Genomic DNA, 20,941 nt, shown 5'->3' with positions numbered 1-20,941 from the left:
TCTAAGAGTGCGGTTCGAAAAATCGGTGTTTTTAATTCGTCTGATTTTTTGACCGCATTTTTCCTTTCAACCCTAGGACAGTGAATGAAACCCATTTTTGGTAAAGCACCACCATTAGGTATTCGACTTATATTAGCGGTGATTGCTTCGATAACATTGATTTTAGTTGATGGAAAAACTTCATCAATGACGAAGGCGCGTAGTGTTATGGAAACTGCCGTGGGGGGCTTGTATTACCTTGCGAATGGGCCAAGAACGGTTCTAGATGGTGTATCAAGCAACTTGGTGGACACCAATAAACTGCTTATTGAAAATAAGGTATTACGTGAGCAGCTGCGTGAGAAAAATGCCGATCTTTTATTATTGGATCAGCTCAAGGTAGAAAACCAACGCCTTCGTTTACTACTTAATTCGCCTTTACGCACCGATGAATATAAAAAAATTGCAGAAGTGCTTACAGCTGAAACTGACGTTTATCGTCAGCAAGTGGTGATTAATCAAGGGGAACGTGATGGCGCTTATGTTGGTCAGCCTGTGATTGATGAAAAAGGAATGATTGGGCAGATTATATCTGTCGGAGAAAATACGAGTCGAGTATTGCTTTTAACCGATGTAACCCATTCTATTCCTGTGCAAGTTTTACGTAATGATGTGCGCGTGATTGCAAGTGGCACAGGGCACTCTGATGAGCTTACTTTAGATAACGTGCCTCGTTCTGTGGATATTGAAAAAGGCGATTTATTGGTCACTTCAGGTTTAGGGGGGCGTTTTGTGGAAGGCTATCCGGTGGCAGTCGTACAAAGTGTGTCTCGTGATGGCTCAAATTACTTTGCGACGGTGAAAGCGAAACCTTTGGCTGAATTAGATCGTTTACGTTATTTGCTTTTACTTTGGCCAAGCAACCTTGATATGTCGAAAGTGAAATCCATGTCACCGGAAGAGGTGCGTCGTCTTGTGCAGCAACGTTTGGAAAGTCAAGCTAATGAAGCAACTCATTCAGTGAGTAAAACCAAAATTACAGATGATCAAGAGGATGGAGTACAGCCGCATACAGGAAAAGAAATTGTGGATCCTGACATTCCGACCACAATGCCTCAACAAGAGGAACCCATTTCTCCGGAGCAGCAAGAACATAGGGATGAAGATTAATGCAAGGGCGTTTTATTTTTCAATGGGCGACAATTTTGTGCTTCTTTATTGTCGCATTAGTAATGGAATTAGCCCCATGGCCAGCAGGCTTTCAAGCCTTTAAACCTTCTTGGTTAATTTTAGTTTTGCTTTATTGGACGCTTGCTTTGCCCAATAGAGTAAGTATTGGTTGGGCATTTTTACTCGGGCTTTTATGGGATATCGTGCTAGGTTCTATTCTTGGAGTTCATGCATTGGTACTTTCTGTCGCCTTCTATTTTGTTTCCAAATATTACTTGATGTTGCGCAACCTTTCTCTTTGGTTCCAAAGTTTATTGGTACTCCTTTTTGTTTTTGCGATTCGAGTGGCTATTTTCTTGGTTGAATTCTCTTTGCATGGGGCATTTTTTAATTGGCAGGAAATCTTTGGTGCCATCGCATCAGGTGTGTTATGGCCATGGGTTTTCTTATTGATGCGTACTGCACGTCGACGAGTCGGATTGCATTAATCATAAAAAAGCTGATGAGGGAGTTCATCAGCTTTTCTTTTTAGTTTTTACGACGATAGTTTGTTTTTCTTGCTGTAGTATTTCGCATTTGAGGGGATGGATTGCGTTTTAAACGATAAGGTTTGGGAATATCACTAATCAATGAATTCGGATCATATTGACTGACGGGAATAGAATGACCAATGTATTCTTCAATTGCCGGTAAATTCATCGCATATTCTTCACAAGCAAAGCTGATAGACACACCACTTTCACCCGCTCGACCAGTACGACCAATACGGTGAACGTAATCTTCTCGATCATCAGGTAGATCAAAGTTAAAAACATGAGTCACGTCTGAAATATGTAACCCACGCGCAGCAACATCAGTTGCCACGAGAATATCGAGCTCACCGTCTGTAAATTGTTTAAGCAATGAAAGACGTTTTTTCTGTGCCACATCCCCTGTGAGTAATCCCACACGATGGCCATCTGCCGCTAAATAGCCCCAAATTTCTTCACATTTATGTTTAGTATTTGCAAAGACAATACAACGCTCCGGCCATTCTTCTTCCATTAACGTCAGTAAGAGGGGAATTTTGTCTTCATTTGACGGATAGAAGAGTTCCTCTTTAATTCGATGCCCCGTTTTTTGTTCGGGTTCAATTTCAATGTATTCTGGGGAATTCATATCTTCAAAGGCAAGTTCGCGCACTTTGTAAGAGAGCGTAGCAGAAAAGAGCATGGTGAGGCGTTCTTGCGGAGAAGGACACTTGCGTAATAAATAACGAATATCACGAATGAAACCTAAATCAAACATGCGATCCGCTTCATCTAGTACTACAACTTGAATGTCATCTAAACGAATAATGCTTTGTTTCACATAGTCAATCACACGACCAGTTGTACCAATTAAAATATCCACACCGGCTTCAATAGCCTTAAGTTGTTTATCATAGCCATCGCCACCATAAGCTAGTGCGGTTCGTAATCCACTTGTTTTAGCTAACAATTCTGCATCATTATTAATTTGCACAGCCAGTTCACGTGTTGGTGCAAGAATTAATGCGCGAGGTTGATTGGTCGCAAAATCAGGTTGATGCGTCAATAAGTGATGAAATGTTGCCGTTAAAAATGCCATCGTTTTACCTGTGCCGGTTTGCGCTTGGCCTGCAACATCTTTTCCTTGTAATGTGATAGGTAATGATAACGCTTGAATAGGGGTGCAATATTCAAATCCCTTATCTTGTAGGGCTTTTTGTACGATAGGATGTAATGGAAGATCAGCAAATCGCTGCTGACTTAAATAATTTTCTTGCATAATAAATAATAGGTTCTCAGAAATAAATGGGGCTAAGGATAGCACGAAGTCAGAAAAATATCCTTAAAAATGACACGCTTATTAATAGGATTAAGCTTGGGATTGAGCAGATTGGGTTCGTTCCCATTTTCTTGCAATATAGCTACAAGTTGGGTGCAATGTCAGCTTTTTAGCCTGGATAAAATGAATTAAGGCTTGATAGAGTTTGTCTGCCACACCTTGTCCTCGAAGAGAATTATCAACAAACGTATGATTAGCATTGATGGTATCGGGTGTTTCATAAAAATAGGTGAGTTTCGCGATTTTCTTCCCTTGCTCATCGAGTAAGAAAAACGCTCCCTGCTCACCATTATCATGATGCTGAAGACTCATTTGATACTCCATTCATCACTGAGATTGGGGTCCATGGCAAAATCTGCTGTGTCACTTGGAATAGCTTTTTCTTCTGTAGCCCATTCCCCTAAATCAATGAGTTGGCAACGTTTGCTACAAAAAGGGCGAAATTGGCTTTCCTGTGTCCAAGGTACAGGCTTTTGGCACGTAGGGCAAGGGACTTCAAAAATTTCATCAGACATTTTTCTTTCTCGATTCACTTAAATAAAATTGGTGTAATTCTAGCACTTTTTGTTTTAAGTGCGGTAAGTTTTCAGGTAATTTTGCATCATTTGAAATAATATCATCCGCCCATTTTAATCGTTCTTCACGGCTGACTTGTGCATTCATAATAGCTTGAATTTGCTGAATATTATTATGATCTCTCGATGACGCACGAGCCAGCTGAGTTTCAGGTTTAACATCGACAACAAGTATGCGGTCGCAAAGCGTGGTGAGCTTGTTTTCAATAAGCAGTGGAACGACAAACAAGGTATAAGGAGCGGTCTGACTGTTTAACTGTGACAACATTCTTTCGCGAATAGCTGGATGTAATAAATGATTGAGCCAGTTTTTCTCATTTTCGTCTGCAAATACTTTTTTTCGTAGCTCGGCCCGATTTAATTCGCCTTCTTCAGTCAAAATCGATTTACCAAAGTGCTCAGCAATTTGAGCAAGTAGCGGCGAGCCTTTTTCAATCACTTCTCTTGCCACCATATCGGCATCAACAATGGGTACATCAAGTTCAACAAAGAGATTTGCAATTGTGCTTTTTCCACTACCGATGCCGCCAGTGAGGCCTACAATATAAGTCATAATATTCCTTGCTACTTGATTTAGGAGAATGTTTTACATCTATCTCCTAAACACAATATTTTTCAATGTTGCCAATATATTACATTTATAGGGTTATTGCACTGGTGATGATTAAAGATAAGCAAAGAAAGGGCGCAAAAGGTAAAACAGGTTTGCGAGAAATCCAATAGACTATGATACCTAATAGACAGGCGATGAATAAGAAAAGTGGTAAGTGTGCGATGGTGAGATAAGCACCTATTCCTAAAGCAAGCCAATAATCACCACGGCCTAATGCTTCCTTCTTATAAAACCATTTAGACAAATGATAGATAATATAAAAAACACTGAAAAAACTAACCGCACTTTCTAAACTTTGAGAAAGTGTCAGGATTGAAAACTCTTGGTGTGCGCCGAATAAACCTAGGAAAAATAAAAAGAGGCAAGGTGTAGGTGAAATCAGTTGATAATGCCAGTCTAGCCAACTGATAACAAAAAGTAGACTAAGCGTAATTGCTAGCCATAAAGTAAATAATTCATCCTGAAGAAAATAATAGAGTACAGCAAAACAGAGTCCAAACCCTAAAAAATAAAGCAAAATATGACCGCACTTTTGAGATTTAATTGCTGTTTTTTTGCTGTGAAATAAGTACCTATTTTCAGGATAAAGTTCAATATAGTTCTGATAAATTTCTTGTTGGAGATTGGGGATAAAACGATCAATATAAAGCCAAACAAAGATACCCGCTAAACCACCCAATAAGAAAAAGGCTAATATCATCATTGGATTACGGATCCCATATTAAAAATCGGCAGATACATGCCCATCATTATGATACCAATTAAACTACCAATGATGAGCATCATTAAAGGCTCTAAAAGTTGGGAAAGTAAATCAATTTGATGATTGAGTTTTTCTTGATAGTTATCGGCAATATGTTGCAACATCAATGCGAGTTTTCCACTTTTTTCTCCAATCTGTAGCATTTGTTGTGCTTCCATTGGGAAAAGATGACTACTGACACTTTCTGAAAATGGATAACCTTGCGAAACCCACTGTAAAATTGACCGCACTTCTTGTTGTAGCAGAATATCACCTTTTAAGGTACGTTGTGTTTGCCAGGTTTGTTGTTTGGGGAGGAAGCTATTTAAGGCTGGCGTTAATGCCACTCCGGATTGAAGCATTAATTGGAGGTTATGGCTAAAACTGATTAGGCGAGAAAGGCAAATGATATTGCCCCAAATTGGCATGCGGCTAATTAGTGCATTCTTTTTTTGATTTAGCCAAAGGGAATGTTTTAATGCCATCTTCAACATAAAAATAGCGAAAGAGCAGGCAATCATTAACGCAACAAAATGATGTTGTAGGAATTGAGACATAGCTAATAATACGGCAGTTAATGTAGGCAATTCAGCGGAATTTTCACCATACATTTCAGCAAATTGAGGTACAACGAAGAGTAATAAAATCAACGTAAGTGAAAGCGAAATACCTAATACCATGGCAGGATAAAGCATAATTTTTTGCAATTTGCGTTGAAGCGTTAATGATTGCGTTCGACGTTCTGCAATTTTAGTGCATACCTCTGCCAGTTTTCCGGTCATTTCTCCCACTTGAATAAGTTGAATCTCTTGAAAGTTTAAATACTTTCCTTGTATTTCCAAGCTTTGTGAAAACGGAAGACCACTTTCAATTAACTCAATTAAGGCGCTAAGCCACTGATGTAATCCCAATTGCGTGCAGTTGTCTTGCAAAATATGTAATGCATTTTTTAATGGAATGGCAGAACTGAGCAATGTAGCCAGTTGATTCAATAAAGCACTGATTTCTGCATTTTTCGGTTTCTGATTAAGTTGCCAATCTTGTTGCAAGCGAATGTGACTAAAACCTTTTGCAATTAACAGAAATTGTGCGGCTTGTTTAGATTGAGCAACAAGGCTACCTTTTTGCCATTGTTGTCGCTGATCATAGGCTTGGAAATAAAAGAGTTTTTGCTTTGCCATAGAGACTCCTATTTTTTACCTAACACACGTTGAATTTCATCAAGATCGGTGATGTTATCTTTTACTTTTTCTAATGCACTTTGATAAAGTGAATCGAAATCAGTTTGGTAACAGTTATTTTCACATTGTAAAAATTGATACACCCCAATACGCCCTTGATACCCCTGATGGCAATCGCAAGACTCACTAAAATGTTGACTGCACTTTAAGCAACGTTTACGCACCAATCGCTGTGCGATAACTAATAAGAGGCTATTTTCAATTTCGTGAGATTGAATGCCTAGTTGTTGCAAGCGTGAAATGGCTGAGAGGGCATCGTTGGTATGTAAGGTCGAAAGCACTAAATGGCCGGTTTGAGCTGCTCTTAATGCCATTAATGCACTTTCTTCATCTCGAATTTCACCAAGCATAATAATGTCAGGGTCTTGTCGTAAAAATGTACGAAGTAATCGGCTAAAATCTAAACCAATTTGCGGATTCACTTGAGTTTGAATAATGCCTTCTAATTCAATTTCAACGGGATCCTCTGCCGTCATAATATGTTTATCTGGCGTATTGAGCCATTGAAGTGCGGTATAAAGCGAGATACTTTTTCCGCTTCCCGTTGGTCCAGTCACGAGGATTAAACCTTGTGGTTGGCTGAGTGCATGTTGAAATTGACGTTGTTGGTTTTTTGTCATGCCAAGTTCAGCAAAACTTAACTGAACAGGTTTATTTTGTTGTAATCGTAATACCGCTTTTTCTCCCCAATGAGTAGGCAAGGTAGAAAGGCGGAAATCTAAAATATCGGAAAACGTGGTTTTGAATTGAAAGCGGCCATCTTGTGGCAATCGAGTTTCACTGATATCCAATTTGGCTAAGAGTTTTAAACGAGAAATCACACGATTGGCGAGTGCTTTACTGATAATAGGCTGTGGTTGTAGTACGCCATCAATACGTAAACGAATTAAGAGCCCACTTGGCTGCGTTTCTAAATGAATATCGGAGGCATTTTTTTGCAGGGCTGTTTCAAAAATACCATTTAATAATTGAATAACAGGTTCATCGTCATTAGATATATTGGCAGTATTTTCGTCTTCTGAATGATGATAAAACGTTGTTTGCTCTTCTATTATTTGATTTGCTTTAGGTGCAAGGGATTGTAAAAGTTGTTTGAGTTGATGTGTTTCAAATAAAATCGGTTCAACTAATTTTCCACTTAAAAAAGCAAAGGTTTCACAAGCCGCAAGGTTATTGAGTGAATCCACTGCAAGCCATAAATGGTGCTCGTCTTCTTTAAGTGGTAGCGCAAAGTAACGCAGCAGTAAAGCTTGCTGCTGTTGGTTTTGTTGCCAATATTGTGGCGAGATTTGGCAAATCTCGCCATTTTTTGCGATTGCTTGATAGGCCATGTTTCGCTATTTAGTAGGAGAGCAGAAACCCGCAGGGAATAAATCCGCATTGCTTGGACAAGCGGTTGCCCAAGTGACACCTGATGAGGTTGAGCCTGTCGCCGTTAAAGAATAACTGATCCCATCCAATGTGTCATTTCCTGTTACCGTAATCACTCCCGATTTCGTGGTAATGGATTTAACATAGCCTTTTGCGGTAGTGATGTCTGCCGCAATACCATTTGAACCACCAGAACAGTTTGTTGGGGAATTGGTGCTATAGACGCATAACTCTACATCAGATTTATAAGGTGCCGAAGCTTGCAACAATTCTGAGATGGCTGCTTTTTTGGTATAATTTTGATAAGACGGAATAGCGATCGTCGCGAGAATAGCAATAATCACGATCATCAATTCAATTAACGTAAAACCTTTATGTAAAGGTTTAGAAAAAGTCAGTTTCATTAAATTAATTTCCTTTTGGTTGAATAAAAAAATGCCAGAATTGGCGACAACATTGTGTAAAAGAGAAAAATGAAAGTAAAACCGACCGCACTTCTTTTGCGATCGAGAGCGCAAAAATAAAATTTAATCGCAGAAAAACAGATGAATAAGATAAAAAATGGCTGGTTAAGCCAGACAAGAAAAGTGATTTCACCACATTTTGATGAACGTCCTGATGTAGAAGATATTTCATTACTCGTCATTCATTACATCAGTTTGCCGCCAGAAGAGTTTGGTGGGGGATATGTAGATGATTTCTTCCAAGGAAAACTCGATCCAACCATCCATCCCTATTTTGAAGAAATTTATCAATTTCGTGTGTCAGCCCATTGCTTAATTGAACGCAATGGTAAGGTAACACAATATGTCAGTTTTGATGACAGGGCATGGCATGCAGGACTCTCTTGCTTTGAAGGACGCAATAAATGTAATGATTTTGCGATTGGGATTGAGTTAGAGGGCAGTAATGAACAACCTTTTACAGCGGAACAATACCAGATGCTTGCTGCATTAACACGAGATATCATGCAAGCTTATCCGAAAATAACGCTCGATCGTATTGTTGGGCATTGCGATATTTCGCCTGGTCGTAAGATCGATCCAGGTCAATATTTTGAGTGGGAACACTATTTAGCATTAGTCAAAAAAGAATTGGATAAAAAATAACCACTAAAATTTTTGGTCAAATGTGGATAAGACGATGTCTGTGAATAATCGTTATCTTAATGAAATTAAAGAGAAAATTTTCTCTCCAAAATTGATGCTAAAATGCAGAGAAGAGTTATGCAACACTCTCTATTTGCTCAATCACAATTTTATCCACAGAAATATTGAATAACTCACAGCTGCTATTTATTTATCAAGCAAGGGATGTTTAAACTAAAAAATGGCTTAATTTTTGACCGTACTTTGATGAAAAAAAGTGCGGTCATTTTTTTCGAGACATTTTTGATTAAATGTTATGCAGAAGTGAAAAAAGTGAAGAGTGAAAAGCAGTTTTTAAACTTCATATACAGTTAAATTTGGACTATCCAAGTGTTGTTAACAGAGTTATCCACAATAGGCTAAATATGCCCATTCGGTTGATAAAAAAGCCAATTTATGAAACAATCTGCAAATTATTTTTGTACAAAATTTAAGGTGAACGATAGTGATCGATTTTGATGGCTACCGTCCAAATGTAGGCATTGTCATTTGTAATCGCAAAGGGCAGGTGCTTTGGGCTAAACGATACGGGCAAAATTCGTGGCAATTCCCACAGGGTGGAATTAACGATAACGAAAGTGCCGAACAAGCCATGTATCGTGAATTATATGAAGAGGTTGGCTTGCAACCTAAAGATGTGAAGGTGCTTTATGCCTCTAAACATTGGTTGCGTTATAAGCTGCCGAAAAGATTGCTGCGTTATGACAGCAAACCCATGTGTATTGGGCAAAAACAACGTTGGTTTTTGTTGCAATTAGTGGGCGATGAAAAAAATATTAATATGAATACAACAAAATCACCAGAATTTGATGGTTGGCGTTGGGTGAGTTTTTGGTATCCCGTACGTCAGGTTGTGTCCTTTAAGAAAGATGTTTACCGCAAAGCGATGAAAGAGTTTGCCCAAGCCATATTTGGTAACGACAATACATTTCTTGAAAATACGCAGGAGCATGAGATAAATAAACCGTATCACGCTCCACGTAAGAACGGCTTTTCTAAATATCAAAAACGTCCATCTTATAAATCAAGGGGGTAATAATGCTCACTTTTATCCTGCTTTGTTTGCTTGTCGGGGCTATCGTTGGTTTTCTTGCTGGATTATTTGGCATTGGCGGCGGATTGGTTATTGTGCCAACCTTGGTTTATTTATTGCCGATGATGGGTATTCCTGATCAGATGTTGATGTCCACAGCCTTAGGGACTTCATTTGCAACCATCGTGATTACCGGATTTTCTTCCGCACAGCGCCATCATAAACTGGGCAACATTGTGTGGAGTGCAGTGAAAGTACTCGCGCCGGTGATGATGATTACGGTATTTATCTCCGGTTTATTTATTGGCAAACTCGATCGTGATGTATCAGCCAAAATCTTTGCCTGTTTAGTCGTATATTTAGCGGCAAAAATGGTGATTTCTATTAAGAAAAACACAGGAAAGACTAAACCTTTAACAACACAAGCATCTGTTATTGGTGGTGTATTGATTGGTATGGCATCAAGTGCTGCAGGCATTGGCGGCGGTGGTTTTATCGTACCATTTTTAAACTCTCGCGGTATTGATATGAAAAAATCTATCGGTTCTTCTGCCTTCTGTGGTGCGCTTCTTGGTTTATCTGGCATGTTGAGCTTTATGGTGAGTGGGTGGGGTAACCCTTCCATGCCGGATTATTCCCTTGGTTATATTTATTTACCCGCAGTGCTCGGTATTACGGCCTCCTCATTTTTCACTTCTAAATTAGGGGCAACAGCGACCTCAAAACTCCCTGTATCAACCTTGAAAAAAGGCTTTGCCTTGCTATTAATTGCAATCGCAGTTGATATGTTTATGAAATAAGGAATGTTATGAATTCAGAATTTTTGATGCTTCCACATTTTGATCCGACTATTTTCACTTTTGGTGACAGCAATATAGGATTGCGTTGGTATGGTTTAATGTATTTATTAGGCTTTATCTTTGCTCGTTGGTTGGCCGTTCGCCGTGCTAATCAGCCAAACAGTGGTTGGACCGTCGATCAAGTGGATACGTTACTTTTTAATGGCTTTATGGGTGTATTCTTAGGTGGCCGCATTGGTGATGTATTCTTCTATAATTTCGATCATTTTGTGCAAGATCCACTGTATTTATTCCGTGTTTGGGAAGGGGGAATGTCATTCCATGGTGGATTAATTGGGGTGATTATCTCAATGATTTGGACCTCTTATTCTCAAAAAAGAAGCTTTTGGCAAACGGCAGATTTCGTGGCGCCCTTGATTCCATTTGGTTTAGGGATGGGACGAATTGGTAACTTTATTAATTTAGAACTTTGGGGACGAGAAACCAATGTACCTTGGGCCATGATTTTCCCAAATGATCCATTGTTATTACCACGCCATCCTTCACAGCTTTATGAAGCATTCTTAGAAGGTTTCGTACTGTTTACTATTCTGAATGTCTTTATTAAAAAGCCTCGCCCAGTAGGTTCAGTAGCAGGATTATTCCTGGTTGGTTACGGAATTTTCCGTTTTATCGTTGAATATGTCCGTGAGCCTGAAGTGGAATCTTTCTTAGGCATCATGACACGTGGCCAAGCTCTTTGCTTACCGATGATTATCGGTGGTGGATTAATTATGGCATGGGCATACAATCGTGCGAAAAGTGCGGTTAAAAAGTAAGGAGTTTTTGATGAAACAATATTTAGCTCTTTGCCGACGCATTGTAAATGAAGGTGAGTGGGTTGCTAACGAGCGTACTGGCAAGCGTTGCCTTACGGTGATTAATGCAGATTTAGAATATGATGTTGCCAATAATCAATTTCCCTTAATTACAACACGTAAAAGCTATTGGAAAGCGGCAATTGCGGAGTTTTTAGGTTATATCCGTGGTTATGATAATGCGGCAGATTTCCGCAAGCTTGGCACCAAAACATGGGATGCCAATGCCAATGAAAATGCCGCTTGGCTTGCCAATCCACATCGTAAAGGCACCGATGATATGGGGCGCGTTTATGGTGTGCAAGGCAGAGCATGGCGTAAACCGAATGGCGAAACCATCGATCAACTTCGTAAAATTGTGAACAATTTAAGTCGAGGCATTGATGATCGCGGTGAAATCCTGACGTTCTTCAATCCTGGCGAATTTGACCTAGGTTGTTTGCGTCCTTGCATGCATACACATACTTTCTCTTTAGTTGGCGATACATTGCACTTAACGAGCTACCAACGCTCTTGTGATGTGCCACTTGGCTTAAACTTCAATCAAATTCAGGTCTTTACTTTCCTTGCTTTGATAGCGCAAATTACTGGCAATAAACCGGGTAAGGCATATCATAAAATTGTAAATGCGCATATTTATGAAGACCAACTTGAGTTAATGCGTGATGTGCAATTAAAACGTGAACCATTCCCTTCACCACAATTAGAAATTAATCCTGATATTAAAACCCTTGAAGATCTTGAAACTTGGGTAACGATGGATGATTTCAAGGTGGTGGGGTATCAATCTCACGAACCGATCAAGTATCCTTTCTCAGTTTAGGCATTCAAAGTGCGGTCAGATTTAGACGAGAAATTTATGCAACACGCCCTGATGCTTGCCGATCGTGCAGAAGCACTCGGCGAGATTCCTGTCGGGGCTGTGTTGGTAGATGATGAAGGAAATATTCTCGGTGAAGGCTGGAATTTATCTATCATTGAAAATGATCCGACAGCTCACGCTGAAATTGTCGCATTGCGTAATGCCGCACAACATATTCAAAATTATCGTCTGCTCAATACCACACTCTATGTCACCCTTGAGCCTTGTACCATGTGTGCGGGCGCGATTTTACATAGCCGTATTAAACGATTAGTCTTCGGTGCATCAGATTATAAAACAGGGGCTGTAGGTTCTCGTTTCCACTTTTTTGATGATTATAAAATGAACCACACACTACAAATTTCATCTGGCGTGTTGGCAGAAAAGTGTGGTCAGAAATTGAGTGATTTTTTCAAAAAGAGACGAGAGCAGAAAAAAGAAGAAAAGCGGGAAAAGACTCTCCCGCTTGATGTTGAATCACAATCTTAAACCTGCCAATCAATTTCAGTTAAACCATGTTGTTTTAAGTATTCGTTGGTTTTAGAAAAGTGATGACATCCGAGAAAACCACGATGTGCAGAAAGTGGAGAGGGGTGCGGGGCAGTTAAAACATAATGACGATTGCGATCAATAAATTGCCCTTTTTTCTGCGCATGGCTTCCCCAAAGTAAAAATACTATTTTTTCACGATGCTCATTGAGTGCTGCAATTACTTGGTCGGTGAAGATTTCCCAACCAAATTTAGCGTGTGAATGTGCCATACCGCGCTCTACAGTTAGCACAGTGTTAAGCAACAGCACACCTTGCTCCGCCCATTTCACCAAGTAACCATGATTTGGCATTTGAAAACCAGGAATATCGTTAGCTAATTCTTTATACATATTCAGTAAAGAAGGGGGAATAGCGACTTCGGGTTTTACCGAAAAAGCTAAACCGTGTGCTTGATTTGGGCCATGGTAGGGATCCTGTCCTAAAATGACGACTTTCACCTCATCAAATGCCGTATATTTAAAGGCATTAAATACTTCATCTTGCGGTGGGTAAATCGTTTTTCCGGCAAGTCGCTTTTGATGCACTTGTTGTAGAATGTGTTTAAAGTAAGGTTTTTCTTTCTCTTGACCGATAACATCTGTCCAAGTTTTCATGTTATATTTCCTTATTAGATAAGTTTCCGAATATTATAGGTGAAATGACTTATAAAGACTTTATTTGATTAAGTATGTTAATATTTTGTTAAATAAAAATATATATTGTATTTTTTATATCTAAAACTTTAATTTAGATCAATTTTATAAGATAGTTTGAAAAAAAGAATCTGTTCTAAGTCAAAATAAATTGAAATTTTAAAATAATTTGATAAAATTTGCACAGTTCAATTAATATACAAACGCCAAGCTAGGAGGCATTTTATGATCAAAGGTATTCAAATTACTCAAGCAGCAAATGACAATCTTTTAAACTCATTCTGGTTATTAGATAGCGAGAAAAATGAAGCGCGTTGCTTATGTGCTAAAGGCGAATTTGCTGAAGACCAAGTTGTAGCAGTTAGCGAATTAGGCCAAATCGAATATCGTGAATTACCAGTAAACGTAGCACCAACTGTTAAAGTTGAAGGTGGTCAACACTTAAACGTAAACGTATTACGTCGTGAAACGTTAGAAGATGCAGTAAACAACCCTGATAAATACCCACAATTAACTATCCGTGTTTCTGGTTACGCAGTACGTTTCAACTCTTTAACTCCAGAACAACAACGCGACGTTATCACTCGTACTTTCACTGAAAGCCTATAATTTCAGTTTGAATGAAAAAAGAAACCCCGAAGTCATTCGGGGTTTTGTTTATCTAAAAGGTTTGAAAATTTGACCGCACTTTTCCCTTTGATCCCTAGCGATTTCCGTGCTTTTCAGGTACAATCCGCCAGTTAAATTTAATGATTTTTGAGAAAACTAATCTATTTATGAAGAATATTCGCAACTTTTCTATTATTGCCCATATTGACCACGGTAAATCGACCCTTTCTGACCGATTAATTCAGACCTGTGGGGGGCTTTCGGATCGTGAAATGGAAGCGCAAGTGTTGGATTCCATGGATCTTGAGCGTGAGCGTGGCATTACCATTAAAGCGCAAAGTGTAACCTTAAATTATCAAGCGAAAGACGGTGAAACATATCAATTAAACTTTATCGATACACCAGGACACGTGGACTTCTCTTATGAAGTGTCGCGTTCTCTTGCGGCTTGTGAAGGGGCATTGTTAGTTGTGGATGCAGGACAAGGTGTAGAAGCCCAAACCTTGGCAAACTGCTATACCGCCATTGAAATGGATTTAGAAGTCGTGCCGATTTTAAATAAAATCGATTTACCGGCAGCAGATCCTGAACGTGTTGCAGAAGAAATTGAAGACATCGTCGGTATTGATGCGATGGAAGCGGTACGTTGTTCGGCGAAAACCGGTGTGGGTATTGAGAATGTATTAGAAGAAATTGTTGCGAAAATTCCCGCGCCAGAAGGTGACCAAGATGCACCATTACAAGCATTGATTATTGACTCTTGGTTCGATAACTATTTAGGCGTGGTGTCATTAGTTCGTATTAAAAACGGGGTACTACGTAAAGGCGATAAAATTAAAGTGATGTCTACCGGACAAGCTTACAATGTAGATCGTTTGGGGATTTTTACACCAAAACAAGTGGATACGGCTGTATTAAATACCGGCGAAGTAGGTTGGGTTGTTTGTGCGATTAAAGATATTTTAGGGGCACCGGTAGGGGATACCTTAACGCATCAGCATAATCCCGCAAGCCATGTATTACCAGGCTTTAAGAAAGTAAAACCACAGGTTTATGCCGGTTTATTCCCAGTGAGCTCTGACGATTACGAAGCTTTCCGCGATGCGTTAGGTAAATTAAGCTTAAACGATGCATCACTTTTCTACGAACCAGAAAACTCGACGGCTTTAGGTTTTGGTTTCCGTTGTGGTTTCTTGGGGCTTTTACACATGGAGATCATTCAAGAGCGTTTAGAGCGTGAATACGATCTTGATTTGATTACCACAGCGCCAACCGTAATTTATGAAGTTGAAATGACGAGTGGTGAAGTGGTTTATGTGGACAGTCCAGCGAAATTACCGCCATTAAATAATATTTCAGAAATTCGCGAGCCTATCGCAGAATGTAATATGTTAGTACCACAGGAATTCTTAGGTAACGTGATTACCCTTTGCGTGGAAAAACGTGGCGTACAAACCAATATGGTGTATCACGGTAACCAAATTGCGTTAACTTATGAAATCCCAATGGGCGAAGTAGTATTAGATTTCTTCGATCGCTTGAAATCGACTTCTCGCGGTTATGCGTCTTTGGATTATGGTTTCAAACGTTTCCAAGCGGCGGACATGGTGCGTGTGGATATTATGATCAACGGTGATCGTGTTGATGCGTTAGCGTTAATTGTTCATAAAGATAATGCCCCTTACCGTGGTCGTGAGTTAGTTGAAAAAATGCGTGAGCTGATTCCACGTCAACAATTTGATATCGCGATCCAAGCAGCGATTGGTAACCACATTATTGCGCGTTCAACCGTAAAACAATTGCGTAAAAACGTATTAGCAAAATGTTATGGTGGTGACGTGAGTCGTAAGAAAAAACTCTTACAGAAACAGAAAGAGGGTAAAAAACGAATGAAGTCTTTAGGTAACGTGGAAGTACCGCAAGAAGCGTTTTTAGCTATCTTACACGTTGGTAAAGATAAATAGGAAAGAGCTATGTCGAATGTATTTTTTATTCTGTTGTTAGCCGTGGGATTTGCTGGTTGGAAAGTGTTAGACCATTTCCAACTACCTAACACATTCAGTATTTTGTTGCTGATTTTAACCGTACTTTCCGGTATTTTATGGTGTTATCACCGCTTTGCTGTGATGCCGAGACGTCGTCGTCAAATTGCACGAGCAGAACAACGTTCAGGCAAAGCGTTAACGGATGAAGAAAAAGCGAAAATTGAGCCAATTTCAGAAGGTTCAGAATTTATTTCTTCGCTTTTTCCTGTGTTATCCGTGGTATTCCTTGTGCGTTCATTTATTTTTGAACCATTCCAAATTCCCTCAGGATCAATGGAAGCGACGTTGCGCGTAGGGGATTTCCTCGTTGTTAATAAATATACTTATGGTATCAAAGATCCAATTTTCCAAAATACGATTATTGAAGGTGACAAACCAGAACGTGGTGATGTGATTGTGTTTAAAGCACCGGAGCAAGCATTACTTCGTACGAGTTTAGGTGCAACGCGAGCGGCTTATGCTGAAAATCTTGCTTTAACATCCAAAAACAATATGTCTGGCGTAGATTACATTAAACGTATTGTGGGTAAAGGGGGCGACCGTATTATTCTTGATGTTGAAAAAAGTGCTTTAACATTGGTTTATGGTAAAGATGGAAAACCTTGTGAAGTGGATTGCCAAACTAAAGTATTTGAATATAAACAAGAACCTACAAATCCAGCATTCCCAACGCAAGTGGAATATTTGGAAATCGGTGACGTGACACACACTATTTTAGTCGAGCCAATGCGCCGTTATTCGGGTATTGAATTCTATCCACAAGAAGGCTTACCTACTGCAGAATGGATTGTGCCTGAAGGGCAATATTTTGTGATGGGGGATAACCGTGATCATAGTGATGACAGCCGTTTTTGGGGATTTGTACCGGAAAAAAATATCGTGGGTAAAGCCACTTATATTTGGATGAGTTTAGAAAAAGAACCAAATGAGTGGCCAACTGGCTTCCGTTCCGACCGTTTCTTTACGAAAATTAATTAATATGAATCATTTAGATCGATTAGAACGAAAAATTGGTTATCAATTTTCCGATCTAAAACACTTAAAATTGGCACTGACACACCGCAGTGCTTCCACTCAACATAATGAACGCCTAGAATTCCTAGGCGATTCGATTCTCAATTATGTCATTGCGGATGCGCTTTATCATCAATTTCCTCGTTGTAATGAAGGTGAACTTAGCCGTATGCGTGCAACATTAGTGCGTGAGCCGACACTGGCAATGATTGCCCGAAATTTTGAGCTTGGGGATTATATGTCTTTAGGCTCTGGTGAGCTAAAAAGCGGGGGCTTTCGCCGAGAATCTATTTTAGCTGATTGTGTTGAAGCGGTAATTGGTGCAATGGCATTAGATTCAAGCTTTGATAAAGCGGCAGATATTGTGCGTAGTTGGTATAAAACCTTATTGGCTGAAATTAAGCCGGGCGATAATCAAAAAGATGCCAAAACACGTTTACAAGAGTATTTGCAAGGTAAGCATTTCGCCTTGCCAACTTATGAAGTGATTAAAATAGAAGGGGAAGCGCATTGCCAAACCTTCACCGTGGAATGTACGGTAAAAAACGTACCAAATATTGACCGCACTTTTATTGCAAAAGGTTCTAGCCGCCGTAAAGCAGAACAAGCGGCCGCAGAACAAATTTTAAAAATATTGGAAATAAAATGACCGAATTAAATCAAGAACAAGAGACCTATTGTGGTTTTATTGCCATTGTAGGTCGCCCAAATGTAGGGAAATCCACCCTGTTAAATAAAATTTTAGGACAAAAAATCTCGATTACTTCCCGCAAGGCGCAAACCACGCGTCACCGTATTGTGGGAATTAAAACGGAAGGCATCTACCAAGAAATTTATGTAGATACGCCGGGACTTCATATCGAAGAAAAACGCGCGATTAACCGTTTAATGAATCGTGCAGCAAGTTCAGCGATCGGGGATGTGGATCTTATTATTTTTGTCGTGGATGGCACACATTGGAATGCCGATGATGAAATGGTGTTAAATAAATTACGTAATGCCAAAGCACCTGTTGTACTCGCTATCAACAAAGTTGACAATGTTAAGAATAAAGATGATTTGTTGCCATTCATTACAGAATTAGGCAGTAAGTTTGATTTCGCACACATTGTGCCGATTTCTGCACAACGTGGTAATAATGTGCATCAATTAGAGAAAATAGTTCGTCAGTCATTACGTAAAGGCGTTCACCACTTCCCTGAGGATTATGTAACAGACCGTTCACAGCGTTTTATGGCATCAGAAATTATCCGTGAAAAATTGATGCGTTTTACTGGTGAAGAATTACCTTATTCTGTGACCGTTGAAATTGAACAATTCAAAGTAAATGAGCGTGGTACTTACGAAATTAATGGATTGATTTTAGTTGAGCGTGAAGGCCAAAAGAAAATGGTGATTGGTGCTCAAGGACAAAAAATTAAAACCATTGGTATCGAAGCCCGTGCTGACATGGAACGCTTATTTGATAATAAAGTACACCTTGAACTTTGGGTCAAAGTGAAGTCCGGTTGGGCGGACGATGAACGCGCCTTAAGAAGTTTAGGTTATATGGATGAATAAAAAACTTGAGTAATACTCTATACCGTCCTATTATTGGAAACATATCTATGTTTTTTAATAAAAACAAGGAGATGGTAGATGAGTATCTATGCTTTAAAACCCAAATTTCAGAATTTACTTCGGCCTTTAGTTAGGCAATTAGCGGCAAAAGGCGTAACAGCAAATCAAGTTACGCTAATTGCTTGCTTACTTTCTATTTTATTAGGTGTGGTCCTCGCACTATTTCCGACATTTTCTTCTCTCTTCTTCCTTATCCCTATTTGGTTATTTTTGCGCATGGCGTTGAATGCTGTTGATGGCATGCTTGCACGTGAATTCAATCAAAAAAGCCGATTAGGTGGTTATCTTAATGAAATTACTGATGTCGTCTCTGATGCTGCACTTTACCTTCCTTTTGCTTTTGTCGCGCCTTTTGATGGTATTCAAATCTCAAGTATTATTTGGCTTGCTGCGTTGAGTGAGTTATGTGGCATCTTGGGACAAGTTCAAGGCAAAATGCGTCGTTATGATGGCCCAATGGGTAAAAGCGATCGTGCGTTTGTGTTTGGTGTACTCGGTTTACTTTATGCGGTGAATGGTAGCTTGCATTCACTTTTCTGGTGGGTAGCGAATATTTTAGTTATCTTGCTCATCATAACTTGTATTAAGCGAGTAAAAAATGGATTAGCGGAAGTGGCAGAGTAATAGGAGTAAATATGATCGCGAGATTAATCGATTTTTTATTGTGTCGTTTTGCCTCTTTTATTACAGGAGTTCGACCTCAAGCGGCGATAGCTGAACAATCTTCAGAAGGGCATCGTGTCTATTTTGCCAATCATAACAGCCATGGTGATTTCATCTTACTTTGGATTTCATTACCTTATGAAGTGAGAAAACAAACTCGCCCTGTCGCAGGCAAAGATTATTGGACAAAAGGCGCAATTCGTCATTTTTTAGCCAATAAAGTGTTTAATATGTTGCTTATTGAGCGTAATAGCCAAGATCCACAAGCGGCAATACGACAAATGACGGAAGCATTGGAAAATGATTCGCTTATTCTTTTCCCTGAAGGAACCCGTAAAACGGATGATGATTTGCCTCTACAACCCTTTAAAAGTGGCTTGTATTATCTAGCAAAAGAAAATCTTGATTGTGAATTTGTCCCAGTTTGGATTAGCAATATGAATAACGTTTTACCAAAAGGCTTTATTTTACCAATCCCGTTGTTATGTGATCTTTATGTTGGTGAACCATTAAAGCTTGGGACAGATGAGACTAAAGGTGAATTTTTAACACGTGCGCAATCGGCATTATTAAGTTTAAACATCAGTGAAAAAGGCAAATCTTAGGAGTAAATGATGACAGAAATATGGCAACTCTTCGGTGGTTTATTTATCGCCTTAATTTTTGCTTCCTCAGTGGGATATATTTTAAAACGCAGAGCGGGTATGGATACCCCTAATAGTGTCATTGATAATCTGAATGCACGCATCAATGCTTGGTGGGTGATGATTGGGATTATCTTTATTGCGAGCTTATTAGGCTTTTATGGCGTGATTGTGCTCTTTTTGATTATTTCATTTATGGGATTGCGTGAGTTTCTTTCTCTATTGAATATTCGTCGCGGCGATCATCTTGCACTCGCCGCCTGTTTTTATGTGATCTTGCCATTGCAATATTTTTTAGTCGCCATTGATTGGTTTAGTATGTTTACTATCTTCATTCCAGTATATGGCTTCTTATTTTTACCGATTCTTTCAGCATTACTGGGTGATCCTGCGAATTTCTTAGATCGTTCTACGAAAATTCAATGGGCATTGATGATTAGCGTATTCTGTATTTCACATATCCCGGCTTTACTGACACTTGATATCTCAGGTTATGAAGGAAAAAATCTTTTATTAATGATCTTCTTAATCTTGGTAGTACAGTCAAGTGATGTGTTGCAATACGTTTGGGGTAAACTTTTCGGTAAGCATAAAATAGCACCAATCTTATCGCCATCTAAGACGGTAGAAGGTTTTGTTGGTGGGGTATTAAGCGCAAGTTTATTAGGGATGATGCTTCATTGGCTGACACCATTTAGCGCATGGCAAGCCTTTTTAATGAGTCTGTTAATTTGCTTAATGGGATTCTTAGGTGGACTCGTGATGTCAGCAATGAAACGCAGTATGGGCGTGAAAGACTGGGGGAATATGATCAGTGGCCATGGTGGTATTTTAGATCGTATGGATTCGCTTTGTTTCTCCGCACCAATTTTCTTCCATGTTGTGCGTTATTTCTGGGCTTAGTCATAAATCATAAAATAAAA

24 protein-coding genes and 1 pseudogene are annotated in these 20,941 nt (G+C 39.3%); 16 read left to right on the top strand and 9 right to left on the bottom strand.

The window, feature by feature from the left end:
* The first annotated feature begins 84 nt into the window (after window positions 1–84).
* Window positions 85–1,149 carry a rod shape-determining protein MreC gene (mreC, locus tag EL215_RS00300; protein ID WP_049357720.1) on the top strand — a complete coding sequence of 355 codons (1,065 nt, stop codon included), beginning with the start codon at window positions 85–87 and terminating at the stop codon, window positions 1,147–1,149.
* Window positions 1,149–1,637: a rod shape-determining protein MreD gene (mreD, locus tag EL215_RS00295; protein ID WP_126469457.1), complete on the top strand. Its 489-nt coding sequence runs from the start codon at window positions 1,149–1,151 to the stop codon at window positions 1,635–1,637. The genes mreC and mreD overlap by 1 nt, the downstream gene beginning before the upstream one ends.
* A gap of 40 nt (window positions 1,638–1,677) precedes the next feature.
* On the opposite strand, the gene rhlB is transcribed toward mreD, so the two are convergent.
* From rhlB to EL215_RS00255, 8 genes are all read right to left on the bottom strand, one after another.
* The gene (gene rhlB, locus EL215_RS00290; RefSeq protein ID WP_126469455.1) at window positions 1,678–2,937 is read right to left on the bottom strand and encodes an ATP-dependent RNA helicase RhlB; all 1,260 of its coding nucleotides are present in this window, start codon (window positions 2,935–2,937) and stop codon (window positions 1,678–1,680) included.
* A gap of 90 nt (window positions 2,938–3,027) precedes the next feature.
* Window positions 3,028–3,309 (bottom strand): GNAT family N-acetyltransferase, encoded by a 282-nt coding sequence (locus tag EL215_RS00285; protein ID WP_126469453.1) that lies wholly within the window; start codon window positions 3,307–3,309, stop codon window positions 3,028–3,030.
* Window positions 3,306–3,512, bottom strand: a complete 207-nt coding sequence (gene yacG / locus EL215_RS00280; RefSeq protein ID WP_126469451.1) for a DNA gyrase inhibitor YacG — start codon at window positions 3,510–3,512, stop codon at window positions 3,306–3,308. Before yacG ends, EL215_RS00285 begins: the two co-directional genes overlap by 4 nt.
* The gene (gene coaE, locus EL215_RS00275; protein ID WP_126469449.1) at window positions 3,505–4,125 is read right to left on the bottom strand and encodes a dephospho-CoA kinase; all 621 of its coding nucleotides are present in this window, start codon (window positions 4,123–4,125) and stop codon (window positions 3,505–3,507) included. The genes yacG and coaE overlap by 8 nt, the downstream gene beginning before the upstream one ends.
* 85 nt (window positions 4,126–4,210) lie before the next feature.
* Window positions 4,211–4,888 carry a prepilin peptidase gene (locus tag EL215_RS00270; protein ID WP_126469447.1) on the bottom strand — a complete coding sequence of 226 codons (678 nt, stop codon included), beginning with the start codon at window positions 4,886–4,888 and terminating at the stop codon, window positions 4,211–4,213.
* Entirely contained in the window at window positions 4,885–6,108 is a 1,224-nt protein-coding gene (locus tag EL215_RS00265) for a type II secretion system F family protein (RefSeq protein WP_126469445.1), read from the bottom strand. The genes EL215_RS00270 and EL215_RS00265 overlap by 4 nt, the downstream gene beginning before the upstream one ends.
* Before the next feature lie 8 nt (window positions 6,109–6,116).
* Complete coding sequence (locus tag EL215_RS00260) at window positions 6,117–7,499, bottom strand: GspE/PulE family protein (protein WP_126469443.1); 1,383 nt, start codon at window positions 7,497–7,499, stop codon at window positions 6,117–6,119.
* Between the two features lie 6 nt (window positions 7,500–7,505).
* Complete coding sequence (locus tag EL215_RS00255; RefSeq protein WP_126469441.1) at window positions 7,506–7,943, bottom strand: prepilin-type N-terminal cleavage/methylation domain-containing protein; 438 nt, start codon at window positions 7,941–7,943, stop codon at window positions 7,506–7,508.
* Between the two features lie 141 nt (window positions 7,944–8,084).
* Here EL215_RS00255 and ampD point away from each other — a divergent pair, with 141 nt between their 5' ends.
* From ampD to tadA, 6 genes and pseudogenes are all read left to right on the top strand, one after another.
* Window positions 8,085–8,648, top strand: a complete 564-nt coding sequence (gene ampD, locus EL215_RS00250; protein WP_126469439.1) for a 1,6-anhydro-N-acetylmuramyl-L-alanine amidase AmpD — start codon at window positions 8,085–8,087, stop codon at window positions 8,646–8,648.
* 484 nt (window positions 8,649–9,132) lie between these two features.
* Window positions 9,133–9,595: pseudogene (gene rppH, locus EL215_RS00240) on the top strand (RNA pyrophosphohydrolase); the annotation flags it as partial.
* A 130-nt stretch (window positions 9,596–9,725) separates the two neighbouring features.
* The gene (locus EL215_RS00235; RefSeq protein ID WP_126469435.1) at window positions 9,726–10,520 is read left to right on the top strand and encodes a sulfite exporter TauE/SafE family protein; all 795 of its coding nucleotides are present in this window, start codon (window positions 9,726–9,728) and stop codon (window positions 10,518–10,520) included.
* An 8-nt stretch (window positions 10,521–10,528) separates the two neighbouring features.
* Entirely contained in the window at window positions 10,529–11,338 is an 810-nt protein-coding gene (gene lgt, locus EL215_RS00230) for a prolipoprotein diacylglyceryl transferase (RefSeq protein ID WP_126469433.1), read from the top strand.
* Window positions 11,339–11,348: 10 nt separating this feature from the next.
* A complete protein-coding gene (locus EL215_RS00225) occupies window positions 11,349–12,200 on the top strand; it encodes a thymidylate synthase (RefSeq protein ID WP_126469431.1) in 852 nt (283 codons plus the stop codon).
* 9 nt (window positions 12,201–12,209) lie between these two features.
* Window positions 12,210–12,728, top strand: coding sequence for a tRNA adenosine(34) deaminase TadA (gene tadA, locus EL215_RS00220; RefSeq protein WP_126469429.1), 519 nt, complete (start codon window positions 12,210–12,212; stop codon window positions 12,726–12,728).
* On the opposite strand, the gene ung is transcribed toward tadA, so the two are convergent.
* Window positions 12,725–13,384, bottom strand: coding sequence for a uracil-DNA glycosylase (gene ung, locus EL215_RS00215; protein ID WP_126469427.1), 660 nt, complete (start codon window positions 13,382–13,384; stop codon window positions 12,725–12,727). The genes tadA and ung overlap by 4 nt on opposite strands.
* A gap of 264 nt (window positions 13,385–13,648) precedes the next feature.
* Between ung and grcA the strand changes: the two genes are divergently transcribed.
* The 8 genes from grcA to EL215_RS00175 all read left to right on the top strand — a co-directional run bounded on the left by grcA (window position 13,649) and on the right by EL215_RS00175 (window position 20,921).
* Entirely contained in the window at window positions 13,649–14,032 is a 384-nt protein-coding gene (gene grcA, locus EL215_RS00210) for an autonomous glycyl radical cofactor GrcA (RefSeq protein WP_005628746.1), read from the top strand.
* A gap of 167 nt (window positions 14,033–14,199) precedes the next feature.
* On the top strand, window positions 14,200–15,996 hold the full coding sequence (gene lepA / locus EL215_RS00205) for a translation elongation factor 4 (protein ID WP_126469425.1): 1,797 nt from the start codon (window positions 14,200–14,202) through the stop codon (window positions 15,994–15,996).
* Between the two features lie 9 nt (window positions 15,997–16,005).
* Window positions 16,006–17,055 (top strand): signal peptidase I, encoded by a 1,050-nt coding sequence (lepB, locus tag EL215_RS00200; protein WP_126469423.1) that lies wholly within the window; start codon window positions 16,006–16,008, stop codon window positions 17,053–17,055.
* Window position 17,056: 1 nt separating this feature from the next.
* Window positions 17,057–17,740 (top strand): ribonuclease III, encoded by a 684-nt coding sequence (gene rnc, locus EL215_RS00195; protein WP_049357777.1) that lies wholly within the window; start codon window positions 17,057–17,059, stop codon window positions 17,738–17,740.
* Entirely contained in the window at window positions 17,737–18,651 is a 915-nt protein-coding gene (era, locus tag EL215_RS00190; RefSeq protein WP_126469421.1) for a GTPase Era, read from the top strand. The genes rnc and era overlap by 4 nt, the downstream gene beginning before the upstream one ends.
* 78 nt (window positions 18,652–18,729) lie before the next feature.
* A complete protein-coding gene (locus EL215_RS00185) occupies window positions 18,730–19,335 on the top strand; it encodes a CDP-alcohol phosphatidyltransferase family protein (RefSeq protein ID WP_049357747.1) in 606 nt (201 codons plus the stop codon).
* An 11-nt stretch (window positions 19,336–19,346) separates the two neighbouring features.
* Entirely contained in the window at window positions 19,347–19,979 is a 633-nt protein-coding gene (locus EL215_RS00180; RefSeq protein WP_049357749.1) for a lysophospholipid acyltransferase family protein, read from the top strand.
* A 9-nt stretch (window positions 19,980–19,988) separates the two neighbouring features.
* Window positions 19,989–20,921, top strand: a complete 933-nt coding sequence (locus EL215_RS00175) for a phosphatidate cytidylyltransferase (RefSeq protein WP_197721750.1) — start codon at window positions 19,989–19,991, stop codon at window positions 20,919–20,921.
* Window positions 20,922–20,941: the final 20 nt, after the last annotated feature.

The sequence above is a fragment of the Haemophilus parainfluenzae genome (assembly GCF_900638025.1).
Lineage (GTDB): Bacteria > Pseudomonadota > Gammaproteobacteria > Enterobacterales > Pasteurellaceae > Haemophilus_D > Haemophilus_D parainfluenzae_J.
The sequence above is the reverse complement of the archived record's forward strand: the minus strand, read 5'-3'. Positions and strand labels throughout refer to the sequence as shown.

What these genes read in the sequence shown, in the direction of transcription:
- mreC (WP_049357720.1), top strand. Translation starts at nt 85, where the DNA reads ATGAAACCCATTTTTGGTAAAGCACCACCATTAGGTATTCGACTTATA.
- mreD (WP_126469457.1), top strand. Translation starts at nt 1,149, where the DNA reads ATGCAAGGGCGTTTTATTTTTCAATGGGCGACAATTTTGTGCTTCTTT.
- rhlB (WP_126469455.1), bottom strand. Translation starts at nt 2,937, where the DNA reads ATGCAAGAAAATTATTTAAGTCAGCAGCGATTTGCTGATCTTCCATTA.
- EL215_RS00285 (WP_126469453.1), bottom strand. Translation starts at nt 3,309, where the DNA reads ATGAGTCTTCAGCATCATGATAATGGTGAGCAGGGAGCGTTTTTCTTA.
- yacG (WP_126469451.1), bottom strand. Translation starts at nt 3,512, where the DNA reads ATGTCTGATGAAATTTTTGAAGTCCCTTGCCCTACGTGCCAAAAGCCT.
- coaE (WP_126469449.1), bottom strand. Translation starts at nt 4,125, where the DNA reads ATGACTTATATTGTAGGCCTCACTGGCGGCATCGGTAGTGGAAAAAGC.
- EL215_RS00270 (WP_126469447.1), bottom strand. Translation starts at nt 4,888, where the DNA reads ATGATGATATTAGCCTTTTTCTTATTGGGTGGTTTAGCGGGTATCTTT.
- EL215_RS00265 (WP_126469445.1), bottom strand. Translation starts at nt 6,108, where the DNA reads ATGGCAAAGCAAAAACTCTTTTATTTCCAAGCCTATGATCAGCGACAA.
- EL215_RS00260 (WP_126469443.1), bottom strand. Translation starts at nt 7,499, where the DNA reads ATGGCCTATCAAGCAATCGCAAAAAATGGCGAGATTTGCCAAATCTCG.
- EL215_RS00255 (WP_126469441.1), bottom strand. Translation starts at nt 7,943, where the DNA reads ATGAAACTGACTTTTTCTAAACCTTTACATAAAGGTTTTACGTTAATT.
- ampD (WP_126469439.1), top strand. Translation starts at nt 8,085, where the DNA reads ATGAATAAGATAAAAAATGGCTGGTTAAGCCAGACAAGAAAAGTGATT.
- EL215_RS00235 (WP_126469435.1), top strand. Translation starts at nt 9,726, where the DNA reads ATGCTCACTTTTATCCTGCTTTGTTTGCTTGTCGGGGCTATCGTTGGT.
- lgt (WP_126469433.1), top strand. Translation starts at nt 10,529, where the DNA reads ATGAATTCAGAATTTTTGATGCTTCCACATTTTGATCCGACTATTTTC.
- EL215_RS00225 (WP_126469431.1), top strand. Translation starts at nt 11,349, where the DNA reads ATGAAACAATATTTAGCTCTTTGCCGACGCATTGTAAATGAAGGTGAG.
- ung (WP_126469427.1), bottom strand. Translation starts at nt 13,384, where the DNA reads ATGAAAACTTGGACAGATGTTATCGGTCAAGAGAAAGAAAAACCTTAC.
- grcA (WP_005628746.1), top strand. Translation starts at nt 13,649, where the DNA reads ATGATCAAAGGTATTCAAATTACTCAAGCAGCAAATGACAATCTTTTA.
- lepA (WP_126469425.1), top strand. Translation starts at nt 14,200, where the DNA reads ATGAAGAATATTCGCAACTTTTCTATTATTGCCCATATTGACCACGGT.
- lepB (WP_126469423.1), top strand. Translation starts at nt 16,006, where the DNA reads ATGTCGAATGTATTTTTTATTCTGTTGTTAGCCGTGGGATTTGCTGGT.
- rnc (WP_049357777.1), top strand. Translation starts at nt 17,057, where the DNA reads ATGAATCATTTAGATCGATTAGAACGAAAAATTGGTTATCAATTTTCC.
- era (WP_126469421.1), top strand. Translation starts at nt 17,737, where the DNA reads ATGACCGAATTAAATCAAGAACAAGAGACCTATTGTGGTTTTATTGCC.
- EL215_RS00185 (WP_049357747.1), top strand. Translation starts at nt 18,730, where the DNA reads ATGAGTATCTATGCTTTAAAACCCAAATTTCAGAATTTACTTCGGCCT.
- EL215_RS00180 (WP_049357749.1), top strand. Translation starts at nt 19,347, where the DNA reads ATGATCGCGAGATTAATCGATTTTTTATTGTGTCGTTTTGCCTCTTTT.
- EL215_RS00175 (WP_197721750.1), top strand. Translation starts at nt 19,989, where the DNA reads ATGACAGAAATATGGCAACTCTTCGGTGGTTTATTTATCGCCTTAATT.